Genomic DNA, 23,314 nt, shown 5'->3' with positions numbered 1-23,314 from the left:
ATGGCTGATTACCAGGGTAAAAAAGTCGTCATTATCGGTCTGGGTTTGACCGGGTTGTCCTGCGTGGATTTCTTCCTGGCACGCGGCGTCACGCCGCGCGTCATGGATACCCGCGCGACGCCGCCGGGCCTGGATAAATTACCGGAAGCGGTTGAGCATCATGTTGGCAGCCTGAATGATGACTGGCTGTTGGCCGCCGATCTCATCGTCGCCAGCCCCGGTATTGCCCTGGCGCACCCTTCGCTGAGCGCTGCCGCAAATGCGGGAATTGAGATTGTCGGCGATATCGAACTGTTCTGCCGCGAAGCACAGGCTCCCATCGTCGCGATCACCGGTTCAAACGGTAAAAGCACCGTCACGACGCTGGTTGGCGAAATGGCGAAAGCGGCTGGAGTAAACGTCGGTGTTGGCGGTAATATCGGTCTGCCTGCTCTGATGCTGCTGGACGCTGAGCGCGAATTGTATGTTCTGGAGCTGTCCAGCTTCCAACTGGAGACAACCTCCAGCTTACGGGCTGTTGCGGCAACCATTTTGAACGTCACTGAAGATCATATGGACCGTTATCCGTTTGGACTGCAGCAGTACCGTGCAGCCAAACTGCGCGTTTACGAGAATGCGAAAGTCTGCGTAGTCAATGCGGATGATGCGCTGACCATGCCGGTTCGTGGTGCCGATGAGCGTTGCGTGAGCTTTGGTGTCAACATGGGGGACTATCACCTTAATCGTCAGCAGGGCGAAACCTGGCTGCGGGTGAAGGGTGAAAAAGTTCTGAATGTGAAAGAGATGACGCTTACCGGCCAGCATAACTATACCAACGCTCTGGCAGCGCTGGCGCTGGCGGATGCGGCGGGTCTGCCGCGGGCATCGAGCCTGAAAGCGCTGACCACCTTTACCGGACTGGCGCATCGTTTCCAACTGGTACTGAATCATAACGGTGTGCGTTGGATCAACGATTCAAAAGCGACCAACGTGGGCAGTACCGAAGCGGCGCTGAATGGCCTGCACGTTGATGGCACTCTGCACCTGCTGTTGGGCGGCGATGGGAAATCAGCCGATTTTTCCCCGCTAAGCCGTTACCTGAGCGGCGATCGCATTCGACTGTACTGCTTTGGTCGTGATGGCGCGCAGCTTGCCGCGTTGCGACCGGAAGTGGCGGAACAAACTGAAACCATGGAGCAGGCGATGCGCCTGCTCGCGCCACGTGTTAAACCGGGCGATATGGTGTTGCTGTCGCCGGCTTGCGCCAGCCTCGACCAGTTTAAAAACTTTGAGCAACGTGGCGATGTCTTTACCCATCTGGCGAAGGAGTTGGGTTGATGCGATTATCTCTCCCTCGTCTGAAACTGCCGCGCGTACCGGGACTCGGAATCCTGGCGTGGGTCTTTGCGGCACTTAAAGGCTGGGTGATGGCGTCGCGTGATAAAGACGCGGACAGCCTGATCATGTATGACCGCATGCTGCTGTGGCTGACCTTTGGTCTGGCAGCGATTGGTTTTGTGATGGTGACATCGGCGTCAATGCCCGTTGGGCAACGTCTGGCGGGCGATCCGTTCCTGTTCGCTAAACGCGATGCGCTGTATATCTTCCTGGCGTTCTGTCTGGCGATGGTCACGCTGCGTCTGCCGATGGAGTTTTGGCAAAAGTACAGCACCACCATGCTGATCGCTTCTATCATCATGCTGCTGATCGTGCTGGTTGTAGGCAGCTCGGTTAACGGGGCGTCGCGCTGGATTGCGCTGGGGCCGCTGCGTATTCAGCCTGCGGAGTTTACTAAGCTGTCGCTGTTCTGTTATCTCGCCAACTATCTGGTACGTAAGGTGGATGAGGTGCGTAACAACCTGCGCGGCTTCTTAAAACCGATGGGCGTGATCCTGGTGCTGGCGGTGTTACTGCTGGCACAGCCTGACCTCGGTACGGTGGTGGTGCTGTTTGTTACCACGCTGGCGATGCTGTTTTTGGCTGGCGCCAAATTGTGGCAGTTCATCGCCATCATCGGGATGGGGATTTCCGCAGTCGTGCTGCTGATCCTCGCCGAACCGTATCGTATTCGCCGTGTGACCTCGTTCTGGAATCCCTGGGAAGATCCGTTTGGCAGCGGCTATCAGCTGACACAGTCGCTGATGGCTTTTGGTCGCGGTGAGGTTTGGGGGCAAGGCTTAGGTAATTCAGTGCAAAAACTGGAGTATTTACCGGAAGCGCACACCGACTTTATCTTCGCCATTATTGGGGAGGAGCTGGGTTATATCGGTGTGGTACTCGCTCTTTTAATGGTATTCTTCGTCGCTTTTCGCGCGATGTCGATCGGTCGTAAGGCGCTGGAAATTGACCACCGTTTTTCAGGTTTCTTAGCCTGCTCCATCGGGATTTGGTTTAGCTTCCAGGCGCTGGTAAACGTCGGCGCGGCGGCGGGCATGCTGCCAACCAAAGGTCTGACGTTACCGCTGATCAGCTATGGTGGTTCCAGTTTGTTGATCATGTCGACAGCCATCATGTTTTTGTTACGTATTGATTATGAAACGCGTCTGGAAAAAGCCCAGGCGTTTACACGAGGTGCACGATGAGTGGTCAACCGAAGCGGTTAATGGTGATGGCAGGCGGTACCGGTGGACATGTTTTCCCGGGACTGGCGGTTGCGCACCATTTAATGGCCCAGGGCTGGCAGGTTCGTTGGCTGGGCACCGCCGATCGTATGGAAGCGGACTTAGTGCCGAAGCATGGCATTGACATTGATTTTATTCGCATCTCCGGCTTGCGCGGAAAGGGCCTCAACGCGTTGCTGGCGGCACCTGTCCGTATTTTTAATGCCTGGCGTCAGGCGCGCGCCATCATGAAGCAGTTTAAGCCCGATGTGGTACTGGGCATGGGTGGTTATGTGTCTGGTCCTGGCGGCCTGGCGGCCTGGTCGTTAGGTATTCCGGTCGTGCTGCATGAGCAGAACGGTATCGCCGGATTAACCAACAAATGGCTGGCGAAGATCGCGACGACGGTGATGCAGGCCTTCCCAGGTGCTTTCCCGAATGCGGAAGTGGTGGGGAATCCAGTGCGTACTGATGTCCTTGCACTGCCGTTACCTGAAGAACGTCTGGCTGGGCGCGAAGGTCCGGTGCGCGTGCTGGTTGTCGGTGGTTCGCAGGGCGCGCGCGTGCTGAACCAGACGTTGCCGCAGGTCGCTGCAAAACTTGGCGACGCAGTGACTATCTGGCATCAGAGCGGTAAAGGCGCGCAGCAAACCGTGGAACAGGCTTATGCAGATGCGGGGCAACCACAGCATAAGGTCACTGAATTTATTGATGATATGGCAGCAGCTTACGCGTGGGCGGATGTTGTGGTCTGTCGTTCAGGCGCACTGACGGTGAGCGAGATTGCTGCCGCAGGTTTACCCGCGCTGTTCGTGCCGTTTCAACATAAAGACAGACAACAGTACTGGAATGCGTTGCCGCTGGAGAAAGCGGGCGCAGCGAAAATTCTTGAGCAGCCGCAATTTACTGTGGATGCCGTCGTCAGCACCCTGTCCGGGTGGTCACGAGAAACTTTATTAACCATGGCAGAGCGTGCTCGCGCCGCATCCATACCGGATGCCACCGAGCGGGTTGCAACTGAAGTGAGCCGGGCTGCCCGGGTGTAATTGTGGTGATGCCTTTTGCATCGCATGAACTGAGAAGTTAATGGCTAAAGAATGAATACACAACAACTGGCAAAACTGCGTTCCATCGTGCCCGAAATGCGTCGCGTTCGGCACATCCACTTTGTCGGCATCGGTGGTGCCGGTATGGGCGGTATTGCCGAAGTTTTGGCCAATGAAGGTTATCAGATCAGCGGTTCTGACTTAGCGCCGAATCCGGTTACGCAGCAACTGACGAATCTGGGTGCCACGATTTTTTTCAACCATCGCCCGGAAAACGTACGTGATGCGAGCGTGGTGGTGGTGTCCAGCGCTATTTCCGCGGATAACCCGGAAATCGTTGCGGCCCACGAAGCGCGTATCCCGGTAATCCGCCGTGCGGAGATGCTGGCAGAGTTGATGCGTTTTCGTCACGGTATCGCCATTGCCGGGACCCACGGTAAAACCACGACCACGGCGATGGTCTCCAGTATTTATGCAGAAGCGGGCCTCGATCCGACTTTTGTGAACGGCGGTCTGGTGAAGGCGGCGGGCGTGCATGCACGTCTGGGTCACAGCCGTTATTTGATTGCGGAAGCCGATGAGAGCGATGCGTCGTTCCTGCATTTGCAGCCGATGGTGGCGATTGTCACCAATATCGAAGCTGACCATATGGATACCTACCATGGCGACTTCGAAAATTTAAAGCAGACGTTTATTAATTTTCTGCATAACTTGCCGTTTTATGGTCGTGCGGTGATGTGCGTTGACGATCCGGTGATCCGCGAGCTGTTACCGCGCGTCGGGCGTCAGACCACCACCTATGGTTTCAGCGATGATGCTGACGTCCGCGTAGAAGATTATCAACAGATTGGCCCACAGGGTCACTTCACGCTGCTGCGTCAGGGGATGGCCGATTTGCGTGTGACGTTGAACGCGCCTGGTCGTCACAATGCCTTGAACGCGGCGGCAGCCGTGGCAGTGGCAACGGAAGAGGGTATTGAAGACGACGCGATTCTGCGCGCGCTGGAAAGTTTCCAGGGTACCGGACGCCGCTTTGACTTCCTGGGTGAATTCCCGCTTGAGCCAGTCAACGGTAAAGCCGGAACGGCGATGCTGGTTGATGACTATGGCCATCACCCAACGGAAGTCGATGCCACGATCAAAGCCGCACGCGCAGGTTGGCCGGACAAAAATTTGGTGATGCTGTTCCAACCGCACCGCTTCACGCGTACACGCGATTTGTACGACGACTTTGCCAACGTGCTGACACAGGTTGATACGCTGCTGATGTTGGACGTGTATGCCGCAGGTGAAGCTGCGATTCCGGGGGCCGATAGCCGTTCGCTGTGCCGTACCATTCGTGGTCGCGGTAAGATCGATCCTATTCTGGTGTCCGATCCGGCCCAGGTAGCGGAAATGCTGGCACCGGTATTAACCGGCAACGATCTGATTTTGGTGCAAGGCGCTGGAAATATCGGCAAAATCGCGCGTTCCTTAGCTGAAATCAAACTGAAGCCGCAAAACCCGGAGGAAGAACAACATGGCTGATAAAATCGCGGTCCTGTTAGGGGGCACCTCCGCAGAACGAGAAGTGTCGCTGAATTCTGGCGCGGCTGTGCTGGCGGGTTTGCGCGAAGGCGGCGTGGATGCCCATCCGGTTGACCCGAAAGAGGTTGATGTCACTCTTCTGAAATCAATGGGTTTTCAGAAGGTATTTATTGCTCTGCACGGTCGCGGTGGTGAAGATGGTACGCTGCAGGGCATGCTGGAGCAGATCGGCCTGCCGTATACCGGCAGCGGCGTTATGGCATCGGCTATCTCAATGGACAAGCTGCGCAGCAAGCTGCTGTGGCAGGGGGCGGGATTGCCCGTTGCGCCATGGGTGGCATTGACCCGTGCTGAGTTCGAAAAAGGTCTTAGCGATGAAGTGGTTACGAGAGTTTCTGCGTTAGGCTTGCCGTTGATTGTTAAGCCAAGCCGTGAAGGCTCCAGCGTAGGGATGTCAAAAGTTGAAGAAGAAAATGCTTTGCAAACTGCATTAGCATTGGCTTTTCAGCATGATGAAGAAGTGCTGATTGAAAAATGGCTCAGTGGGCCAGAATTCACCGTTGCGATACTCGGCGAAGAAATTTTACCGTCAATACGTATCCAACCCGCGGGAACCTTCTATGATTATGAGGCGAAGTATCTGTCTGATGAGACACAATATTTCTGTCCTGCTGGTCTGGAAGTTGACCAGGAGGCCGAATTACAGGCATTAGTCCTGAAAGCGTGGAACGCATTGGGCTGTAAAGGTTGGGGCCGTATTGACGTTATGCTGGACAGCGATGGCCAGTTTTATCTGCTGGAAGCCAATACCTCTCCGGGTATGACCAGCCACAGCCTGGTGCCGATGGCGGCGCGTCAGGCGGGCCTGAGCTTCTCGCAGTTGGTCGTTCGAATTCTGGCGTTGGCGGACTGATATGTCGCAGGCTGCGCTGAACACGCGAAACGGTGATGAAGAAGAAGTAGCCTCCTCACGCCGCAATAATGGAACGCGTCTTGCAGGAATTTTGTTTCTGCTGACAGTGCTGTGCACCGTGTTTGTGAGCGGCTGGGTCGTGTTGGGATGGATGGAAGATGCGCAGCGTTTGCCATTGTCGAAGCTGGTATTGACCGGTGAGCGACACTACACGCGCAATGACGATATTCGTCAGTCCATTCTGGCGCTTGGCGCACCGGGAACCTTTATGACCCAGGATGTAAACATCATCCAAAGTCAGATTGAACGCCTCCCCTGGATTAAGCAGGCGAGCGTCAGAAAGCAGTGGCCTGATGAATTGAAGATTCATCTGGTTGAATATGTGCCAATAGCGCGTTGGAATGACCAACATATGGTGGATGCTGATGGAAATACGTTCAGCATTCCAACCGGTCGGGCTAACAAGCAGGTATTACCTATGTTGTATGGCCCGGAAGGCAGCGCGAGTGAAGTGTTGCAAGGGTTCCGCGATATGGGGCAGGTGCTGGCTAAGGATAGATTCACCCTGAAGGAAGCGGCGATGACCGCTCGTCGTTCCTGGCAGTTAACGCTTAATAACGATATTAAGCTGAATCTGGGCAGGGGCGATACGATAAAACGTTTGGCTCGCTTTGTGGAACTCTACCCGGTTTTACAGCAGCAGGCGCAAACCGATGGCAAACGGATTAGCTACGTTGATTTGCGTTATGACTCAGGAGCAGCAGTAGGCTGGGTTCCCTTGCCTCCTGAGGAATCTAATCAGCAACAGAATCAGGCACAGGCAGAACAACAATGATCAAGGCGACGGACAGAAAACTGGTAGTTGGACTGGAGATTGGCACCGCGAAGGTAGCCGCTTTAGTAGGGGAAGTTCTGCCCGACGGTATGGTCAATATCATTGGCGTGGGCAGTTGCCCATCGCGAGGTATGGATAAAGGCGGGGTGAATGACCTTGAGTCAGTGGTGAAATGCGTACAGCGCGCCATTGACCAGGCTGAACTGATGGCAGATTGCCAGATTTCCTCAGTGTATCTGGCGCTTTCAGGTAAACATATTAGCTGTCAGAATGAAATTGGTATGGTGCCCATTTCCGAAGAGGAAGTGACCCAGGAAGATGTGGAAAATGTTGTGCATACGGCAAAATCCGTACGCGTGCGCGATGAGCATCGTGTACTGCACGTTATTCCACAGGAATACGCCATTGACTACCAGGAAGGCATTAAAAATCCGGTCGGTCTTTCCGGCGTGCGTATGCAGGCAAAAGTACATCTGATTACCTGCCACAACGACATGGCGAAGAATATCGTCAAAGCCGTTGAACGCTGTGGCCTGAAAGTTGACCAACTGATATTTGCCGGGTTGGCAGCCAGTTATTCCGTGCTAACGGAAGACGAACGTGAGCTGGGTGTCTGCGTGGTCGATATTGGTGGTGGTACAATGGACATCGCCGTTTATACTGGCGGGGCGTTGCGCCACACCAAAGTCATCCCTTATGCAGGGAATGTGGTCACCAGCGATATCGCGTATGCCTTTGGTACGCCGCCGAGCGATGCGGAAGCCATTAAAGTTCGTCATGGTTGTGCGCTGGGTTCTATTGTTGGTAAAGATGAGAGCGTTGAAGTGCCAAGCGTCGGTGGTCGTCCGCCACGCAGTCTGCAACGTCAGACTCTGGCTGAGGTCATTGAGCCGCGTTATACCGAGCTGCTTAACCTGGTCAACGAAGAAATTTTGCAATTACAGGAACAACTTCGCCAGCAGGGTGTGAAACATCATCTGGCGGCGGGGATTGTGTTAACCGGTGGTGCTGCGCAAATTGAAGGTCTTGCGGCCTGCGCTCAGCGCGTGTTCCATACGCAGGTGCGTATTGGTGCGCCGCTCAATATTACCGGTCTGACAGATTATGCCCAGGAGCCGTATTATTCAACGGCAGTGGGGTTGCTTCATTACGGGAAAGAATCCCATTTAAGTGGTGAAGCTGAAGTTGAAAAACGTGTAACGGCATCAGTTGGCTCGTGGATTAAACGACTCAATAGTTGGCTGCGAAAAGAGTTTTAATTTTTATGAGGCCGGCAATAATTACGGCCTCAGGCGACAGGCACATACACAACGTCATTCAAGTTGCATCGCGACGGCAACTGAGCGAATCTCCTGGAGCATAGTTTACTATGTGACGGGAGTGAGTGAAGGCAGCCAACAAAGAGGCGGCTTGAAGGATAAAGTGTAAAACGGAGAGAGAAACTATGTTTGAACCTATGGAACTGACCAATGACGCGGTGATTAAAGTCATCGGCGTCGGCGGCGGCGGCGGTAATGCCGTTGAACACATGGTGCGTGAGCGCATCGAAGGTGTTGAATTCTTCGCGGTGAATACCGACGCTCAGGCGTTGCGTAAAACGGCGGTTGGACAGACCATTCAGATTGGTAGCGGCATCACCAAGGGTCTGGGCGCGGGTGCAAACCCGGAAGTCGGTCGCAATGCGGCAGACGAAGACCGTGAAGCTCTGCGTGCAGCGCTTGACGGCGCAGACATGGTGTTTATCGCAGCAGGCATGGGCGGCGGTACCGGGACCGGTGCAGCGCCAGTGGTTGCTGAAGTGGCAAAAGATTTAGGTATTCTGACCGTTGCTGTCGTGACTAAGCCTTTCAATTTTGAAGGCAAAAAGCGTATGGCATTTGCGGAGCAGGGTATCACCGAGTTGTCCAAACATGTGGACTCTCTGATCACTATTCCGAACGACAAACTGCTGAAAGTGCTGGGTCGCGGTATCTCTCTGCTGGATGCATTTGGCGCTGCGAACGACGTACTGAAAGGTGCAGTCCAGGGTATCGCTGAACTGATCACCCGTCCGGGCCTGATGAACGTCGACTTTGCCGACGTGCGCACCGTGATGTCCGAAATGGGCTACGCGATGATGGGCTCCGGCGTGGCAAGCGGTGAAGACCGTGCGGAAGAAGCCGCTGAAATGGCTATCTCTTCTCCTCTGCTGGAAGATATCGATCTGTCTGGTGCGCGTGGCGTGCTGGTTAACATTACCGCGGGCTTCGACCTGCGTCTGGATGAGTTCGAAACCGTAGGTAACACGATTCGTGCATTTGCATCGGATAACGCGACTGTGGTTATCGGTACTTCTCTGGACCCGGATATGAACGACGAGCTGCGCGTTACCGTTGTTGCCACTGGAATTGGTATGGACAAGCGTCCTGAAATCACTCTGGTGACCAACAAGCAGGTCCAGCAGCCGGTAATGGATCGTTACCAGCAGCACGGTATGGCGCCGTTGACGCAAGAGCAGAAGCCGGTAGCGAAGGTGGTTAACGACAATACGCCGCAAACCACTAAAGAACCGGATTATCTGGATATCCCTGCATTCCTGCGTAAGCAAGCTGATTAAGAATTAGCTGGAATTTGGGAATTGTGGCTCTTTGTGCTAAACTGGCCCACCGAATGTATAGTACACTTCGGTTGGATAGGTAATTTGGCGAGATTATACGATGATCAAACAAAGGACTCTTAAACGTATCGTTCAGGCGACTGGCGTCGGTTTGCATACCGGCAAAAAAGTCACCCTGACATTACGCCCTGCGCCGGCCAACACCGGGGTCATCTATCGTCGCACCGACTTGAATCCTCCGGTAGATTTCCCGGCCGATGCCAAATCTGTGCGTGATACCATGCTCTGTACGTGTCTGGTCAACGAGCATGATGTGCGGATTTCAACCGTTGAGCACCTTAATGCTGCTCTGGCGGGCTTAGGTATCGATAACATCGTTATTGAGGTTAATGCCCCGGAAATCCCGATCATGGATGGTAGTGCTGCTCCGTTCGTCTACCTGCTGCTTGACGCAGGTATTGAAGAACTGAACAGTGCGAAGAAATTTGTCCGCATCAAAGAGACCGTTCGCGTCGAAGATGGCGACAAGTGGGCTGAGTTTAAGCCGTATAATGGTTTTACGTTGGATTTCACCATCGACTTTAACCACCCGGCGATCGACTCCAGCACGCAGCGCTATGCGATGAACTTCTCTGCTGATGCGTTCATGCGCCAGATCAGCCGTGCGCGTACTTTCGGCTTCATGCGTGATATCGAATATCTGCAGTCCCGCGGTCTGTGCCTGGGCGGCAGCTTCGATTGTGCCATCGTTGTTGACGATTATCGCGTACTGAACGAAGACGGCCTGCGTTTTGAAGATGAATTCGTTCGTCACAAAATGCTCGACGCGATCGGTGACTTGTTCATGTGTGGTCACAACATTATTGGTGCATTTACCGCGTATAAATCCGGTCATGCATTGAATAACAAACTGTTGCAGGCGGTCCTGGCAAAACAGGAAGCCTGGGAATATGTGACCTTCCAGGACGATGCAGAACTGCCGCTGGCGTTCAAAGCGCCTTCGACTGTACTGGCATAACGACACAAACTGTCGTATAAATTCGACTGGTAAATCTGGCACTCTCTCCGGCCAGGTGAGCCAGTCGTTTTTTTTATCCTCCGATAGCTCACCGTCTTTTCCGATGCGACTTTTTCCCCGCTGTCAGATTAAAATACAGCGCGATCGCTGCTTTCTTAAGCATATTTAACCGCGACTTGCTGTCATTACTGCTGTGGAGTGCACGCTTTAATGATAAGATTTGTGCGCAAAAATCGTTTTGAATTTAAAACCCCAAATGCAGGGTAGATCAGGTGGCACTAACGTGAGTGGAATACTGACGCGCTGGCGACAGTTAGGCAGACGGTACTTCTGGCCGCATCTCTTATTAGGGATGGTCGCGGCGAGCTTTGGCCTGCCCGCGATCGGTAATGCTGCTGAACCGAATACCCCCGCGAAGGCGACCGCCAGCAATCACGATCAAGGCGCTAAAGTTAACTTTAACCAGCTTGCTTTGCTGGACGCCACTAACCGTCGCCCGAATTTTACTGTTGATTATTGGCATCAACATGCCATTCGTACGGTTATACGCCATCTTTCCTTTGCAATGGCTCCTCAGGCACTGCCCGTTGCCGAAGAGCCGTTGCCGATCCAGGCGCATCATCTTGCTTTACTGAATACGCTCAGCGCGATGCTGACGCAGGAAGGCAGACCGCCGGCGACAGTAAGTCGCGTGACATATGCCCATTTCACTTCTCAGGCCGCGTTTAGTGTTTCTGTCTGGATAAGCCAGCAGCAGGGGATCCGCGCTGGCCCTCAACGCCTCAGCTAAAAAAGAACCTTCCAACTTATAATTTTTGACTCCGCACCGCGGGGCGTTTGAGATTTTATTATGCTAATCAAATTATTAACGAAAGTATTCGGTAGCCGTAACGAGCGTACGCTGCGTCGTATGCGCAAAGTGGTCAACGTCATTAACGCGATGGAACCGGAGATGGAAAAACTCTCCGATGACGAGCTGAAAGCGAAGACTGCGGAGTTCCGTGCGCGTCTGGAAAAAGGCGCCAGCGTTGAAAGCCTGATCCCGGAAGCATTCGCGGTCGTCCGTGAAGCCAGTAAGCGTGTGTTCGGTATGCGTCACTTTGACGTGCAGTTGCTGGGCGGTATGGTCCTCAACGATCGCTGTATCGCAGAAATGCGTACCGGTGAAGGTAAAACACTGACCGCAACGTTGCCGGCCTACCTGAACGCATTAAGCGGGAAAGGTGTACACGTGGTTACCGTGAACGACTATCTGGCTCAGCGTGACGCCGAAAATAACCGCCCACTGTTTGAGTTCCTCGGTATGACCGTAGGTATCAACATGTCAGGTCTGCCGGCACCGGCCAAGCGTGAAGCTTACAATGCTGACATCACTTACGGTACCAACAACGAATACGGCTTTGACTACCTCCGCGACAACATGGCGTTTAGCCCGGAAGAGCGCGTTCAGCGTAAACTGCACTATGCGTTGGTGGATGAGGTCGACTCCATCCTGATCGATGAAGCACGTACTCCGCTGATCATTTCCGGCCCGGCTGAAGATAGCTCGGAAATGTACAAGAAAGTGAACAAAATCATTCCAAACCTGATCCGTCAGGAGAAGGAAGATTCTGACACGTTCCAGGGCGAAGGCCACTTCTCTGTCGATGAGAAATCGCGCCAGGTTAACCTTACTGAACGTGGTCTGGTTCTGATTGAAGAACTGCTGGTGAAAGAAGGCATTATGGATGAAGGCGAGTCGTTGTACTCTCCGGGCAACATCATGCTGATGCATCACGTGACTGCTGCACTGCGCGCACATGTGCTGTTCACCCGCGATGTCGACTACATTGTGAAAGACGGCGAAGTTATCATCGTCGACGAACACACCGGACGTACCATGCAGGGGCGTCGCTGGTCCGACGGTCTGCACCAGGCTGTTGAAGCCAAAGAAGGCGTAGAAATCCAGAACGAAAACCAGACGCTGGCTTCTATCACCTTCCAGAACTACTTCCGCTTGTACGAAAAACTGGCCGGTATGACCGGTACAGCAGATACCGAAGCGTTCGAATTCAGCTCTATCTACAAACTGGATACCGTAGTGGTGCCGACCAACCGTCCGATGATCCGTAAGGATTTGCCGGATCTGGTGTACATGACCGAAGCGGAAAAAATTCAGGCCATTATCGAAGATATTAAAGAGCGTACCGCGAATGGTCAGCCGGTGCTGGTGGGGACTATCTCCATTGAGAAATCGGAAGTGGTCTCTAACGAGCTGACCAAAGCGGGGATCAAGCACAACGTACTGAACGCCAAGTTCCACGCTAACGAAGCGGCAATCGTCGCACAGGCGGGCTATCCGTCAGCCGTGACCATTGCCACTAACATGGCGGGTCGTGGTACGGATATCGTGCTGGGCGGTAGCTGGCAGGCAGAAGTCGCCGAGCTGGAAAATCCGACAGAAGAACAAATCGCCCAGATTAAAGCTGACTGGCAGGTGCGTCACGACGCGGTGTTGGCCTCCGGTGGTTTGCACATCATTGGTACCGAACGTCATGAATCTCGCCGTATTGATAACCAGCTGCGCGGCCGTTCCGGTCGTCAGGGGGATGCGGGTTCTTCTCGTTTCTACCTGTCGATGGAAGATGCGCTGATGCGTATTTTTGCCTCCGACCGCGTGTCTGGCATGATGCGTAAACTGGGCATGAAGCCGGGCGAGGCAATTGAACACCCGTGGGTAACGAAAGCGATTGCTAACGCGCAGCGTAAAGTAGAAAGCCGCAACTTCGATATTCGTAAACAGCTGCTGGAATACGATGATGTTGCCAACGATCAGCGTCGTGCCATCTACAGCCAGCGTAACGAACTGCTGGATGTGTCCGACGTTAGCGAAACCATCAACAGCATTCGCGAAGATGTCTTCAAAGCCACCATTGATGCGTACATTCCGCCTCAGTCGCTGGAAGAAATGTGGGATATTCCGGGTCTGCAGGAACGTTTGAAAAACGATTTCGACCTCGAGATGCCGATTTCAGAGTGGCTGGATAAAGAGCCTGAACTGCATGAAGAAACGCTGCGCGAACGTATCCTGGCCAACGCTGTAGAAGTCTATCATCGCAAAGAAGACGTTGTGGGCGCAGAAATGATGCGTCACTTTGAAAAAGGTGTGATGCTGCAAACTCTCGATTCCCTGTGGAAAGAGCACCTTGCGGCGATGGACTATCTGCGCCAGGGGATCCACCTGCGTGGCTATGCGCAGAAAGATCCGAAGCAGGAATACAAGCGTGAATCCTTCTCTATGTTTGCATCAATGCTGGAATCACTGAAGTATGAAGTGATCAGCACCCTGAGCAAAGTTCAGGTACGTATGCCTGAAGAAGTAGAAGCAATGGAGCAACAGCGTCGCGAAGATGCGGAGCGTTTAGCGCAGATGCAGCAACTGAGCCACAAAGATGATGAGTCTGCTGTTGCAGAAGAGTTGGCTGCACAGACCGGCGATCGTAAAGTGGGACGTAACGACCCATGCCCTTGCGGTTCCGGTAAAAAATACAAACAGTGCCATGGCCGTCTGAGCTAAGAAAATACCTCACTGAAAAGGCGCAGAATTCTGCGCCTTTTTTATGGACGATAAATATGAAAGTACTGCAAATCGCGGTTGGAATTATTCGTAATAAGCACAACGAGATTTTTATCACTCAGCGTGCCGCCGATGCTCACATGGCAAACAAACTGGAATTTCCCGGCGGTAAAATTGAACCGGGTGAAACACCAGAGCAGGCGTTAAGTCGTGAGTTACAGGAAGAAGTGGGTATTACGCCGACGCAAAGCTCGCTGTTCGAAAAACTGGAGTACCAGTTCCCCGACAGACATATCACTTTATGGTTCTGGCTGGTTGAAAGCTGGGAAGGTGAACCGTGGGGGAAAGAGGGGCAACCGGCGCAGTGGATTGCGCAAGATGCGCTAAATACGGATGATTTCCCGCCCGCGAATGCGCCGGTCATTGAAAAGTTGATTGCTGGCTAATTGTGTAGCAGGCCGGATAAGGCAACGCCGCATCCGGCATTTTATGTTGTTTTGCCTGATGGCGCTGCGCTTATCAGGCCTACGAACTAAAACGTAGGGCGGGCAAGCGTAGCGCCCCCGCCATAATTGGCCGGATGCGGCGTTGCCTTATCCGGCCTACCGTATTAGCAGAATTACTTCTGCTCTTCGCTCCAGTCATCGCTTTCTGACAGATCGCCGGAGCTTGGGATTCGCTTCTCTTCCGCGGCCCATTCACCCAGGTCAATTAACTGACAACGTTTGCTGCAGAATGGACGAAACGGACTGACTTCTGCCCACACGACAGCTTTACCGCAGGTTGGGCAGTGTACGATAGTTTGTTCAGACATCTTAACTCCTTAACAGCACGCCAGATCGAAATCGAGGCGCTCAGGCACCTGACCGTTCTCGCTATCCAGCGGCATAAAGCGAATGGCAAAGCGGCTCTTATGACCCGATATTTGCGGATAAAGCTGCGAAGCGAGCGGCAACTGTAAACGCAGCAGGTCTGCATCATCGCCGTTGTCCTGGTAAAAACCATTCAGGCTGGTTTGCTTACGAAACGGCGCAGAGTTGCGGATTAAATCCAACACCAGAGACAACGCCTGGTTGAGAGGATTCAGGCTGGCAAGCCAGGTCTCAACCTGCGTGTCACGCTGAGTCTGTGGCAGGTGCAGCCAGATATGTAAAGTCGGCAAATCAAAACTGCAGCATCCGCCGGGAATACTTAAACGCTGACGAACAAGGCCAATCAGACGGTCTTCACGCAGGGTTTGTCCGATGCGCGGGGCTGAAATCAGAATGCTGCCCGCACTTTTTAACTGCTGACGTAAAGAGTCGATTCTGCTTTGATCGACGCCGGGAACTTCAACCCAGGCCTGAAGTTTTCGCTGCTGTCTTTCCAGCTCTTTGAGGAGTTCAGTACGGACTTCGCCACGTTCAAATACATCCAGTAAATCCCCCACATTGCGGAAAAAATGCAGTGCACCTGCGTGATCCACAATGGGCAAATTAACGGAGAGTTGCTGGATCAGAAACTCAATGCGCAGCCATGTACGCATCTTCTCATTGAGAGGGTGTTCAAAAAGGACCTGGGTGTGCATTACGGTTTTTCCTGTGAGACAAACTGCGACGCGAGTTGCAAATAGAGCGCGTGCAGGCGGGCGACATCCGAGACGATAGCATCCGGTGCGCCATTATTATCAATAACATCATCTGCCACGGCAAGGCGCGCTTCACGTGTTGCCTGGGCAGCCAAAATTTGTTCAACGTGTTCGCGCGTAACATCATCACGCTGCATGGTTCGCCTGAGTTGAGTCTCAGGGGTGACATCCACGACGAGTACGCGATCGGCTTTTTTATACAGCGCGTTTTCTACCAACAAGGGAACGACCCATAACAGATAAGGGGAGGTCGCTTGCTGAAACTGACGCTGTGTTTCCTGCTGAATAAGTGGGTGGAGCAAGGAATTTAGCCATTTTTTCTCATCAGGATCGGAAAAAATGCGTTCGCGTAAAATTCGCCGCTGTAACGAGCCATCCGCAGCAATAACGTCGGAACCAAAATGTTCTGCAATTGCCTGTAGAGCAGGCATACCGCGTTCGACCACCTGGCGCGCAATGATATCCGCATCAATCACGTTTATTCCGAGGTCAGCGAATGCATTTGCAACGGTACTTTTACCACTGCCAATGCCGCCGGTTAAGGCTACCGTATACCTCATAGATCCAGATCCTGGAGTTTAAGTTTGATTATCAAACAGTTAAAAGTTAAGCGCGTGAAGGCGAGGCTGCTGCAGGATTAACCTACTATTCGCCAGGTAAATTTATGGGATTGTAGCGTAAAAAAAGAGAATTTCGCAGTCTTGCGCGGCATTGATTAGTGCGTATGATAGCGTCACTGGAGTTGTGAGTTTCGATTTTTCGCCATTAACCCCAGGAATCCGCACATGCGTATCGAAGAAGATCTGAAGTTAGGTTTCAAAGACGTTCTTATCCGCCCTAAGCGTTCTACTCTCAAAAGTCGTTCCGATGTTGAACTGGAACGTCAATTCACCTTTAAACATTCAGGTCAGACCTGGTCCGGCGTGCCGATTATCGCCGCGAACATGGACACCGTCGGGACGTTTGCCATGGCAACGGCGCTAGCCTCCTTCGACATCCTGACCGCTGTGCATAAACACTATTCTGTTGAAGACTGGGCTGCTTTCATTGCGGATTCCTCTGCCGATGTACTGAAACACGTGATGGTTTCAACCGGGACGTCGGACACTGATTTCGAAAAAACCAAACAGATTCTGGCACTGAATCCAGCGCTGAACTTTATCTGCATTGATGTGGCAAATGGCTATTCAGAGCACTTTGTTCAGTTTGTGTCGAAAGCACGTGCGGCCTGGCCGACAAAAACGATCTGTGCTGGCAACGTAGTCACCGGCGAGATGTGTGAAGAGCTGGTGCTTTCCGGTGCGGACATTGTCAAAGTCGGTATTGGGCCAGGTTCTGTATGTACCACCCGTGTAAAAACCGGCGTTGGCTATCCGCAGCTTTCTGCAGTGATTGAATGTGCCGATGCAGCCCACGGTCTGGGCGGTATGATTGTCAGCGACGGTGGCTGCACAATGCCGGGTGACGTGGCAAAAGCGTTCGGCGGCGGTGCGGACTTCGTTATGCTGGGCGGCATGCTGGCTGGTCATGAAGAAAGCGGCGGTAAAATCGTTGAAGAGAACGGTGAGAAATTCATGCTGTTCTACGGTATGAGCTCTGAGTCTGCTATGACGCGCCATGTTGGTGGTGTTGCTCAGTATCGTGCCGCTGAAGGTAAAACCGTTAAGCTGCCGCTGCGTGGCCCGGTTGATAACACCGCTCGTGATATCCTTGGCGGCCTGCGTTCAGCCTGTACTTATGTCGGTGCATCCCGCCTGAAAGAGCTGACCAAACGGACAACCTTTATTCGCGTACAGGAACAAGAAAACCGCGTTTTCAATAGCCTGTAAGAACAGGTTGTACTGTTAAACGCCTGATGGCGCACAGCTTATCAGGCCTACGCTCATGCTCGGTGTAGGCCTGATCAGGCGTTTATGTAGCCATCCGACATTTGAACTTATCCCACGCCACTCATTGCATCTCCCAGATGAAATATCGGTAAATACATTGCCACAACCAGCGTACCGATAATCAACCCCGTAATGACAAGCAAGGCTGGCTCAAGTAATGCCGCCAAATTTTCGGCCTGAGACAGCGTGTATTCGCTGTGATGTCGGGCGAGGTTTTGCAGCATCGCATCCAGAGAGCCGGAAGCTTCACCGGTTCTCACAAGTTGCAAGCACAGTGGACTAAATTCACCGCTATTCTTAAGTGCCAGCCATACCGGCTTCCCGGCGCTGATATCGTGATGCACCTGTGCCAAACGTTGGGACCAATAAGGGCAGTTAAGGGTTTCAGTGACACTTTCCAGACCTTGCAGAAAGGGAATGCCCGCGTTTTGTGTTAATGCCAGCACGGTGAAGATCTGTGTGAGTTTTTGCCCTCTGACCATCGGCCCGATGATGGGGAAGTGCAGCAGTATTTTCTGGCGCAGAATAAGCCAGTAGGGTTTCTGCTTTACCAACCCGTATGTTGTTCCCAGCACCAGGCAGAGCAACCCTGCCAGCCATCCCCATCGACTGCTGTAGTGTGCCGCGGCCATAATCCACTGAGTGAGCGCCGGTAGCGGGGTGTTGAACGTGCGATAGATGGCGGCAAATTCAGGTAACACAAAATGCAGCATCGCCAGCACGACCATTATCGCCATAGCAAGAATGATAATGGGATAGCGTAGGGCTTTTTTAACTTTATCCGCCAGTTGCTGTTGGTTTTTTTGCTGACGGGCAAGTTCAAAACAGCAGTCGTCCAGTTTGCCCGTTAGCTCTCCGGTGCGGATCATTGCCTGGTACAGCGGGGGAAATACGTGTTGCCACCGCGAAAGCGAGGCTGACAGCGCAATGCCTTGTTCCATATCGTAAGCCAGCGTGCGCAGTAATGCCTGCCACTGGTTGCTGGGATGCTGTTCAGCGAGCAGAGTTAACCCAGCGGAAAGCGTCAATCCCGCTTTAAGCAATGTTGCCAACTGGCGTATGGCTTCGGCACTGTTTGCTCTGTTCCAGTGCGAGGTTTTAACGCGCATCCGATTAATGCGAATCGGTGTAATCTGCTGCTGTTCGAGCACAAACAGGAGCGATGGCCGGGTATCAGCCCATAGCATCCCTGCTACAGGCTGACCTTCGTGGGTTATTCCTTGCCAGCGCCAGAGGTGTTTAGTTGGCATGGGGTGTGCCTAGTACGCGGATCAGTTCTTCAAATGTCGTTAACCCTTGTTCCACAGCCTGACAGCCATCTTCGAAAAGCGTACTCATGCCCGCTTGCTGAGCATCTGATTCCACAACGTCTGCGGATGAGCCATCGGCAATACGTTGCCGCAACGCTGGCGTAATGGGCAGTACTTCAAACAGAGCGGTTCGACCATAAAACCCGTGATAGCAGTGTTGGCAACCGGGTGCCTGCCAATGCGGTAGTGGCGTAGGCCAAAGTGTTACCGGGAGTGTTATGGGCGTATCAAGTCGTCGCCGACAATGTGGGCATAATTTTCTGACTAATCGCTGCGCAACAATTAACGTCAGCGCGGAGGCAATCATCCAGCGTGCCACCCCCATTTGCTGCAGGCGTATCAGTGTTTCACTGGTGGAATTGGTATGCAGTGTCGAAAGAACCAAATGACCGGTTTGTGCGGCTTTGAGGGCAATCTCAGCTGTTTCGCCGTCGCGGATTTCGCCCACCATAATGATGTCGGGATCCTGGCGCAGTAGTGCACGTAATACACCCTGAAAATTAAGCCCGGCGCGAGGATGAATTTGTGTCTGATTGAGCCCTTCAATGGGGATCTCGACCGGATCTTCTACGCTACAGAGATTCACATCGGGGGTGTTTCGGGTTTGTAGCGCACTGTACAGGGTAACCGTTTTGCCGCTCCCGGTCGGCCCGGTGACCAGAATCAATCCCTGCGGTTGCTGTAATGCTTGTGAAAACGCAGCCAGCTGTACCTCATGCATGCCCAGTGCGTTGACCTCCAGCGTTTGATTAACTTGGTGAAGCAGGCGTAGCACTACTTTTTCACCCCATCGGCAAGGCAGCGTGGCGATGCGAAACGAAATGGGGTCGCCTGAAATCTCCACGGTAAATTGCCCATCTTGCGGGAGTCGGTGCTCGGCAATATCCAAACTGCCTAACACCTTTAATCTTGCAGTGAGAGCAATGCCCATCTCTGTGGTGACTTCCGGTAATGTGTGTAGTACGCCATCCACACGTATCCTGATCCGGTAGTGATTCTCCGCAGGTTCAATATGAATATCAGAAGCCCGTTGTGCCAATGCGGATTGAAAAGCATGGTTCAGCAACTCTGCGGCAGTTGCGCTGCTTTCTGTGATGATGGCCGGGAGCATTTTACGCGGCGCGTGTGTGTGGCCCTCCATTTGCTGACGCGTCCAGCACACAATATCGATACGCCTGGTCGTTGCAAAATGCAGTGCATCCAGCAGTTCGTGGGAAGGAGCATCCACAACGGCGATATGCACCACGTCATTGTCTGCATCGAGCAATATTCCCTGATAACGTTGGCAAAGTGCCGTCAGTTGTGTGGTATTCATCTCTTTTCCTTAGTTGGCATCAAAGCGAAAAACGTCTTCACAGGCCTGTTGCAGCGCGCTGTCATTCTGGATAGCGCAGTTGCGATTCCAGCCCGTTATGCCGTTGGCGTTGTCCCAACCGGGCGTCATGGTGATGCTTAGCCCATTCAAACTTTCCTGCCCAGTGAGGCTGACGATACCTTTTTCAACGCTCATACCTGAGACATAGCGGGTGGTGGTCGCAGAGGGGATCCCATTTGTTCCGGCATCACAGGTTTCTGTTCCGCCGTGCTCCAGCGCGCAAAGCTCGACGGCAGTACGGTAGGGGACAAAGGTTTGCAGCATGTCTGTCAGCGCGGCTTTGCGCAGATAGTTTTGATAAGCAGGGATACCGATAGCGCTGAGGATGGCAATGATGCCAATGACCACCATCAGTTCGATAAGCGTGAAGCCTCGTTGTTTGTCCATTGTTGATTTGCTCCTTGAGTTAGCTGGCGCTACTTTGGCAAATCGAAGGGATTTTAGGCGAGGGGCAAAAAATAGAACGAGAAGGACGGTTCAGATGAATATTACGAAATTACAGAATCAGACAACGTATTTGCGAAGACGCTCGAATAAACCGCCGAGCGACGGCGTATACGGCTGGGGGCTGTAGGCCCGATACGCGAAGCGCCATCGGGCAGAACAGTCAGCGATTAGCGAAAACGCATCGAGAGATCGAGTGCGCGGACATGTTTGGTCAATGCGCCCACAGAGATGAAATCCACGCCGGTTTCCGCGAATTCGCGTAGCGTTTCATAGGTGACGTTACCTGATACTTCCAGACGCGCCTGGCCGTTGGTACGTTTGACCGCTTCGCGCATTTGGTCGGTTTCGAAATTGTCGAGCATGATGATGTCCGCCCCGGCTTTCAGCGCATCGTCCAGTTCATCCAGACTTTCCACTTCTACCTCAACCGGCACGTCCGGGTGCAGCCAGAAGGCTTTTTCCACGGCCTGTTTCACTGAACCGGAAGCAATAATGTGGTTCTCTTTAATCAGGAAGGCGTCAGAAAGACCTAAACGATGATTCGCACCGCCGCCGCAGAGTACCGCGTACTTCAGCGCCGTACGTAGCCCAGGCAGCGTTTTACGTGTATCCAGCAGTTGGGTTTTTGTCCCGGTCAGCAGGTCGACGTATTTACGCACTTCACTGGCAACGCCAGACAGCGTTTGCACAAAGTTGAGTGCGGTACGTTCGCCGGTCAGCAACACGCGGGAAGGGCCGTCCAGTTCAAACAGCGGTTGATTAGCCTTAATGCTGTCGCCATCTTCAACATGCCAGTTGATGCTGACATCATCGCCAGCAAGCTGAATAAAGACCTCTTCCACCCAGCGTTTCCCACAAAAAACACCCTCTTCGCGTGTAATGACGGTGGCATGGGAACGCATATCCTCAGGTAAAAGCTGTGCGGTGATATCGTTATTGGCATCAACTTCTCCGCCTAAATCTTCGCGCAGCGCTTGGGCAACCGCGGCAGGGATATCGAGATTTATGCGTTCCAACAGCGCGTCACGTCGGTAGTCAGGGTTATAGCGGCGAGGCGGCATGATAAAACTCCAAATTGCTAACGAATCATAAGGTAGAAACATGCTACCCTGAACCTGATATGAGCACCATCAATAAGGAGATTCTGCATGTTGTTAGACGAGGGCTGGCTGGCAGAGGCGCGACGCGTTCCCTCTCCTCATTACGATTGCCGCCCGGATGACGAAAGCCCTTCTTTGCTGGTGGTGCATAATATTAGCCTGCCACCCGGTGAATTTGGCGGCCCATGGATAGACGCGTTATTCACTGGAACAATTGATCCCAACGCCCATCCTTTTTTTGCACAAATTGCCCATTTACGCGTTTCTGCCCATTGTCTGATCCGCCGTGACGGTGAGGTCGTGCAATATGTTCCCTTTGACAAACGTGCCTGGCATGCAGGCGTCTCCTGCTATCAGGGGCGTGAACGCTGTAATGATTTTTCAATTGGTATTGAGCTTGAAGGTACGGATACGCTGGCTTATACCGATGCGCAGTACCAGCAATTGGCTGCCGTGACGCAGACGCTGATTCAGCGTTATCCGGCGATTGCCAGCAACATGACTGGGCATTGCAATATTGCGCCCGAACGGAAGACCGATCCTGGGCCATCTTTTGACTGGGCAAGGTTTCGCGCCCTGGTCACCCCCTCGTCACACAAGGAGATGACATGACGCTGTTTACAACATTACTGGTGCTGATTGTTGAGCGCTTGTTTAAGCTGGGTGAGCACTGGCAGCTTGATCACCGGATTGAGGCCTTTTTCCGGCGGGTTAAGCATTTCTCTATGGCGCGAACGTTAGCAATGACCATTATTGCAATGGCGGTGACATTCCTGTTGCTGCGTGCGCTGCATGGGCTGTTATTTAATGTTCCGCTGTTGGTGGTGTGGATCTTAATTGGTTTGCTGTGCATCGGTGCTGGCAAGGTGCGCCTTCATTATCATGCCTACCTGAATGCGGCTTCACGGAATGATGCGCACGCCCGTGAGGCGATGGCCAGCGAACTGACGCTGATTCATGGCGTGCCGCCGGATTGTGATGAACGAGAGTTTCTGCGTGAGCTACAAAATGCGCTGTTATGGAACAACTTCCGCTTTTATCTGGCGCCGTTATTCTGGTTGATCGTCGGTGGTCCATGGGGACCGGTGACGCTGGTCGGCTATGCCTTTTTACGCGCGTGGCAATCCTGGCTGGCGCGCTACCAGACGCCGCATCAGCGTCTGCAGTCAGGTATTGATGCGATCCTGCATGTCCTGGACTGGGTTCCGGTACGTCTGGCGGGTGTGGTCTATGCGCTGTTAGGACACGGTGAGAAGGCGTTGCCCGCCTGGTTTGCATCGCTGGCGGATATGCATACTTCGCAGTATCAGGTGTTGACCCGTCTGGCGCAGTTCTCGCTGGCGCGTGAGCCGCATACTGATAAGGTCGAAACGCCGAAAGCAGCCGTTGCAATGGCGAAGAAAACGTCGTTTGTCGTGGTTGTGGTGATTGCGCTGCTGACCATTTATGGCACGCTGATCTAGCGCTTATCCGGCCTACAATGGAAAAAAGTGTAG

22 protein-coding genes are annotated in these 23,314 nt (G+C 53.2%); 15 read left to right on the top strand and 7 right to left on the bottom strand.

Translation table 11 applies throughout. The features are described from left to right. The 12 genes from murD to mutT all read left to right on the top strand — a co-directional run bounded on the left by murD (position 1) and on the right by mutT (position 14,516). On the top strand, positions 1-1,317 hold the full coding sequence (gene murD / locus HV261_RS22105) for a UDP-N-acetylmuramoyl-L-alanine--D-glutamate ligase (RefSeq protein ID WP_202039502.1): 1,317 nt from the start codon (positions 1-3) through the stop codon (positions 1,315-1,317). Next, on the top strand, positions 1,317-2,561 hold the full coding sequence (ftsW, locus tag HV261_RS22100) for a cell division protein FtsW (protein ID WP_202039501.1): 1,245 nt from the start codon (positions 1,317-1,319) through the stop codon (positions 2,559-2,561). Before murD ends, ftsW begins: the two co-directional genes overlap by 1 nt. Then, positions 2,558-3,625, top strand: a complete 1,068-nt coding sequence (murG, locus tag HV261_RS22095; protein ID WP_202039500.1) for an undecaprenyldiphospho-muramoylpentapeptide beta-N-acetylglucosaminyltransferase — start codon at positions 2,558-2,560, stop codon at positions 3,623-3,625. Before ftsW ends, murG begins: the two co-directional genes overlap by 4 nt. Before the next feature lie 51 nt (positions 3,626-3,676). Continuing rightward, positions 3,677-5,152: a UDP-N-acetylmuramate--L-alanine ligase gene (murC, locus tag HV261_RS22090; protein WP_202039499.1), complete on the top strand. Its 1,476-nt coding sequence runs from the start codon at positions 3,677-3,679 to the stop codon at positions 5,150-5,152. Further along, positions 5,145-6,065 carry a D-alanine--D-alanine ligase gene (locus HV261_RS22085; protein WP_202039498.1) on the top strand — a complete coding sequence of 307 codons (921 nt, stop codon included), beginning with the start codon at positions 5,145-5,147 and terminating at the stop codon, positions 6,063-6,065. Before murC ends, HV261_RS22085 begins: the two co-directional genes overlap by 8 nt. 1 nt (position 6,066) lies before the next feature. After that, entirely contained in the window at positions 6,067-6,900 is an 834-nt protein-coding gene (gene ftsQ / locus HV261_RS22080; RefSeq protein ID WP_137383718.1) for a cell division protein FtsQ, read from the top strand. Beyond that, complete coding sequence (ftsA, locus tag HV261_RS22075; protein WP_003018755.1) at positions 6,897-8,159, top strand: cell division protein FtsA; 1,263 nt, start codon at positions 6,897-6,899, stop codon at positions 8,157-8,159. Before ftsQ ends, ftsA begins: the two co-directional genes overlap by 4 nt. A 185-nt stretch (positions 8,160-8,344) precedes the next feature. After that, positions 8,345-9,496, top strand: a complete 1,152-nt coding sequence (gene ftsZ / locus HV261_RS22070; protein ID WP_003018753.1) for a cell division protein FtsZ — start codon at positions 8,345-8,347, stop codon at positions 9,494-9,496. 100 nt (positions 9,497-9,596) lie between these two features. Then, positions 9,597-10,514, top strand: a complete 918-nt coding sequence (lpxC, locus tag HV261_RS22065) for a UDP-3-O-acyl-N-acetylglucosamine deacetylase (RefSeq protein WP_048212691.1) — start codon at positions 9,597-9,599, stop codon at positions 10,512-10,514. 283 nt (positions 10,515-10,797) lie between these two features. Continuing rightward, positions 10,798-11,304: a secA translation cis-regulator SecM gene (gene secM, locus HV261_RS22060; protein WP_202039497.1), complete on the top strand. Its 507-nt coding sequence runs from the start codon at positions 10,798-10,800 to the stop codon at positions 11,302-11,304. Between the two features lie 60 nt (positions 11,305-11,364). Further along, positions 11,365-14,070: a preprotein translocase subunit SecA gene (secA, locus tag HV261_RS22055; protein WP_202039496.1), complete on the top strand. Its 2,706-nt coding sequence runs from the start codon at positions 11,365-11,367 to the stop codon at positions 14,068-14,070. A gap of 56 nt (positions 14,071-14,126) precedes the next feature. Next, positions 14,127-14,516 carry an 8-oxo-dGTP diphosphatase MutT gene (gene mutT / locus HV261_RS22050; protein ID WP_202039495.1) on the top strand — a complete coding sequence of 130 codons (390 nt, stop codon included), beginning with the start codon at positions 14,127-14,129 and terminating at the stop codon, positions 14,514-14,516. A 173-nt stretch (positions 14,517-14,689) separates the two neighbouring features. On the opposite strand, the gene yacG is transcribed toward mutT, so the two are convergent. Genes yacG through coaE form a run of 3 tightly spaced genes read right to left on the bottom strand, consistent with a single transcriptional unit; the run spans position 14,690 to position 16,257 of the window. Then, the gene (gene yacG / locus HV261_RS22045; RefSeq protein ID WP_202039494.1) at positions 14,690-14,884 is read right to left on the bottom strand and encodes a DNA gyrase inhibitor YacG; all 195 of its coding nucleotides are present in this window, start codon (positions 14,882-14,884) and stop codon (positions 14,690-14,692) included. Between the two features lie 9 nt (positions 14,885-14,893). After that, a complete protein-coding gene (zapD, locus tag HV261_RS22040) occupies positions 14,894-15,637 on the bottom strand; it encodes a cell division protein ZapD (protein WP_202039493.1) in 744 nt (247 codons plus the stop codon). Continuing rightward, positions 15,637-16,257 carry a dephospho-CoA kinase gene (gene coaE, locus HV261_RS22035; RefSeq protein ID WP_202039492.1) on the bottom strand — a complete coding sequence of 207 codons (621 nt, stop codon included), beginning with the start codon at positions 16,255-16,257 and terminating at the stop codon, positions 15,637-15,639. The genes zapD and coaE overlap by 1 nt, the downstream gene beginning before the upstream one ends. Before the next feature lie 225 nt (positions 16,258-16,482). Between coaE and HV261_RS22030 the strand changes: the two genes are divergently transcribed. Further along, positions 16,483-17,526, top strand: coding sequence for a GMP reductase (locus HV261_RS22030; protein ID WP_040229985.1), 1,044 nt, complete (start codon positions 16,483-16,485; stop codon positions 17,524-17,526). A 107-nt stretch (positions 17,527-17,633) separates the two neighbouring features. Here the strand turns inward: HV261_RS22030 and hofC are convergent, their stop codons facing one another. The 4 genes from hofC to nadC all read right to left on the bottom strand — a co-directional run bounded on the left by hofC (position 17,634) and on the right by nadC (position 21,779). Beyond that, positions 17,634-18,836, bottom strand: coding sequence for a protein transport protein HofC (hofC, locus tag HV261_RS22025; RefSeq protein WP_202039491.1), 1,203 nt, complete (start codon positions 18,834-18,836; stop codon positions 17,634-17,636). Further along, the gene (gene gspE / locus HV261_RS22020) at positions 18,826-20,211 is read right to left on the bottom strand and encodes a type II secretion system protein GspE (protein ID WP_202039490.1); all 1,386 of its coding nucleotides are present in this window, start codon (positions 20,209-20,211) and stop codon (positions 18,826-18,828) included. The genes hofC and gspE overlap by 11 nt, the downstream gene beginning before the upstream one ends. 9 nt (positions 20,212-20,220) lie before the next feature. Continuing rightward, positions 20,221-20,658, bottom strand: coding sequence for a prepilin peptidase-dependent pilin (gene ppdD / locus HV261_RS22015; RefSeq protein WP_202039489.1), 438 nt, complete (start codon positions 20,656-20,658; stop codon positions 20,221-20,223). A 227-nt stretch (positions 20,659-20,885) separates the two neighbouring features. Next, positions 20,886-21,779, bottom strand: coding sequence for a carboxylating nicotinate-nucleotide diphosphorylase (nadC, locus tag HV261_RS22010; protein WP_202039488.1), 894 nt, complete (start codon positions 21,777-21,779; stop codon positions 20,886-20,888). Between the two features lie 87 nt (positions 21,780-21,866). On the opposite strand from nadC, the gene ampD reads away from it, so the two are divergent. Further along, the gene (gene ampD, locus HV261_RS22005) at positions 21,867-22,430 is read left to right on the top strand and encodes a 1,6-anhydro-N-acetylmuramyl-L-alanine amidase AmpD (protein WP_137383708.1); all 564 of its coding nucleotides are present in this window, start codon (positions 21,867-21,869) and stop codon (positions 22,428-22,430) included. Beyond that, entirely contained in the window at positions 22,427-23,281 is an 855-nt protein-coding gene (gene ampE / locus HV261_RS22000; protein WP_202039487.1) for a beta-lactamase regulator AmpE, read from the top strand. Before ampD ends, ampE begins: the two co-directional genes overlap by 4 nt. Positions 23,282-23,314 lie beyond the last annotated feature (33 nt).

Origin of the sequence: Citrobacter sp. RHBSTW-00671, from assembly GCF_014103415.1 — a bacterium.
Taxonomy (GTDB): domain Bacteria; phylum Pseudomonadota; class Gammaproteobacteria; order Enterobacterales; family Enterobacteriaceae; genus Citrobacter.
Note: the sequence above shows the minus strand (reverse complement) of the source record. Positions and strands in the feature narration are given on the sequence as shown.

Coding starts and splice junctions, on each gene's coding strand:
- murD (WP_202039502.1), top strand. CDS start 1: ATGGCTGATTACCAGGGTAAAAAAGTCGTCATTATCGGTCTGGGTTTG.
- ftsW (WP_202039501.1), top strand. CDS start 1,317: ATGCGATTATCTCTCCCTCGTCTGAAACTGCCGCGCGTACCGGGACTC.
- murG (WP_202039500.1), top strand. CDS start 2,558: ATGAGTGGTCAACCGAAGCGGTTAATGGTGATGGCAGGCGGTACCGGT.
- murC (WP_202039499.1), top strand. CDS start 3,677: ATGAATACACAACAACTGGCAAAACTGCGTTCCATCGTGCCCGAAATG.
- HV261_RS22085 (WP_202039498.1), top strand. CDS start 5,145: ATGGCTGATAAAATCGCGGTCCTGTTAGGGGGCACCTCCGCAGAACGA.
- ftsQ (WP_137383718.1), top strand. CDS start 6,067: ATGTCGCAGGCTGCGCTGAACACGCGAAACGGTGATGAAGAAGAAGTA.
- ftsA (WP_003018755.1), top strand. CDS start 6,897: ATGATCAAGGCGACGGACAGAAAACTGGTAGTTGGACTGGAGATTGGC.
- ftsZ (WP_003018753.1), top strand. CDS start 8,345: ATGTTTGAACCTATGGAACTGACCAATGACGCGGTGATTAAAGTCATC.
- lpxC (WP_048212691.1), top strand. CDS start 9,597: ATGATCAAACAAAGGACTCTTAAACGTATCGTTCAGGCGACTGGCGTC.
- secA (WP_202039496.1), top strand. CDS start 11,365: ATGCTAATCAAATTATTAACGAAAGTATTCGGTAGCCGTAACGAGCGT.
- mutT (WP_202039495.1), top strand. CDS start 14,127: ATGAAAGTACTGCAAATCGCGGTTGGAATTATTCGTAATAAGCACAAC.
- yacG (WP_202039494.1), bottom strand. CDS start 14,884: ATGTCTGAACAAACTATCGTACACTGCCCAACCTGCGGTAAAGCTGTC.
- zapD (WP_202039493.1), bottom strand. CDS start 15,637: ATGCACACCCAGGTCCTTTTTGAACACCCTCTCAATGAGAAGATGCGT.
- coaE (WP_202039492.1), bottom strand. CDS start 16,257: ATGAGGTATACGGTAGCCTTAACCGGCGGCATTGGCAGTGGTAAAAGT.
- HV261_RS22030 (WP_040229985.1), top strand. CDS start 16,483: ATGCGTATCGAAGAAGATCTGAAGTTAGGTTTCAAAGACGTTCTTATC.
- hofC (WP_202039491.1), bottom strand. CDS start 18,836: ATGCCAACTAAACACCTCTGGCGCTGGCAAGGAATAACCCACGAAGGT.
- gspE (WP_202039490.1), bottom strand. CDS start 20,211: ATGAATACCACACAACTGACGGCACTTTGCCAACGTTATCAGGGAATA.
- ppdD (WP_202039489.1), bottom strand. CDS start 20,658: ATGGACAAACAACGAGGCTTCACGCTTATCGAACTGATGGTGGTCATT.
- nadC (WP_202039488.1), bottom strand. CDS start 21,779: ATGCCGCCTCGCCGCTATAACCCTGACTACCGACGTGACGCGCTGTTG.
- ampD (WP_137383708.1), top strand. CDS start 21,867: ATGTTGTTAGACGAGGGCTGGCTGGCAGAGGCGCGACGCGTTCCCTCT.
- ampE (WP_202039487.1), top strand. CDS start 22,427: ATGACGCTGTTTACAACATTACTGGTGCTGATTGTTGAGCGCTTGTTT.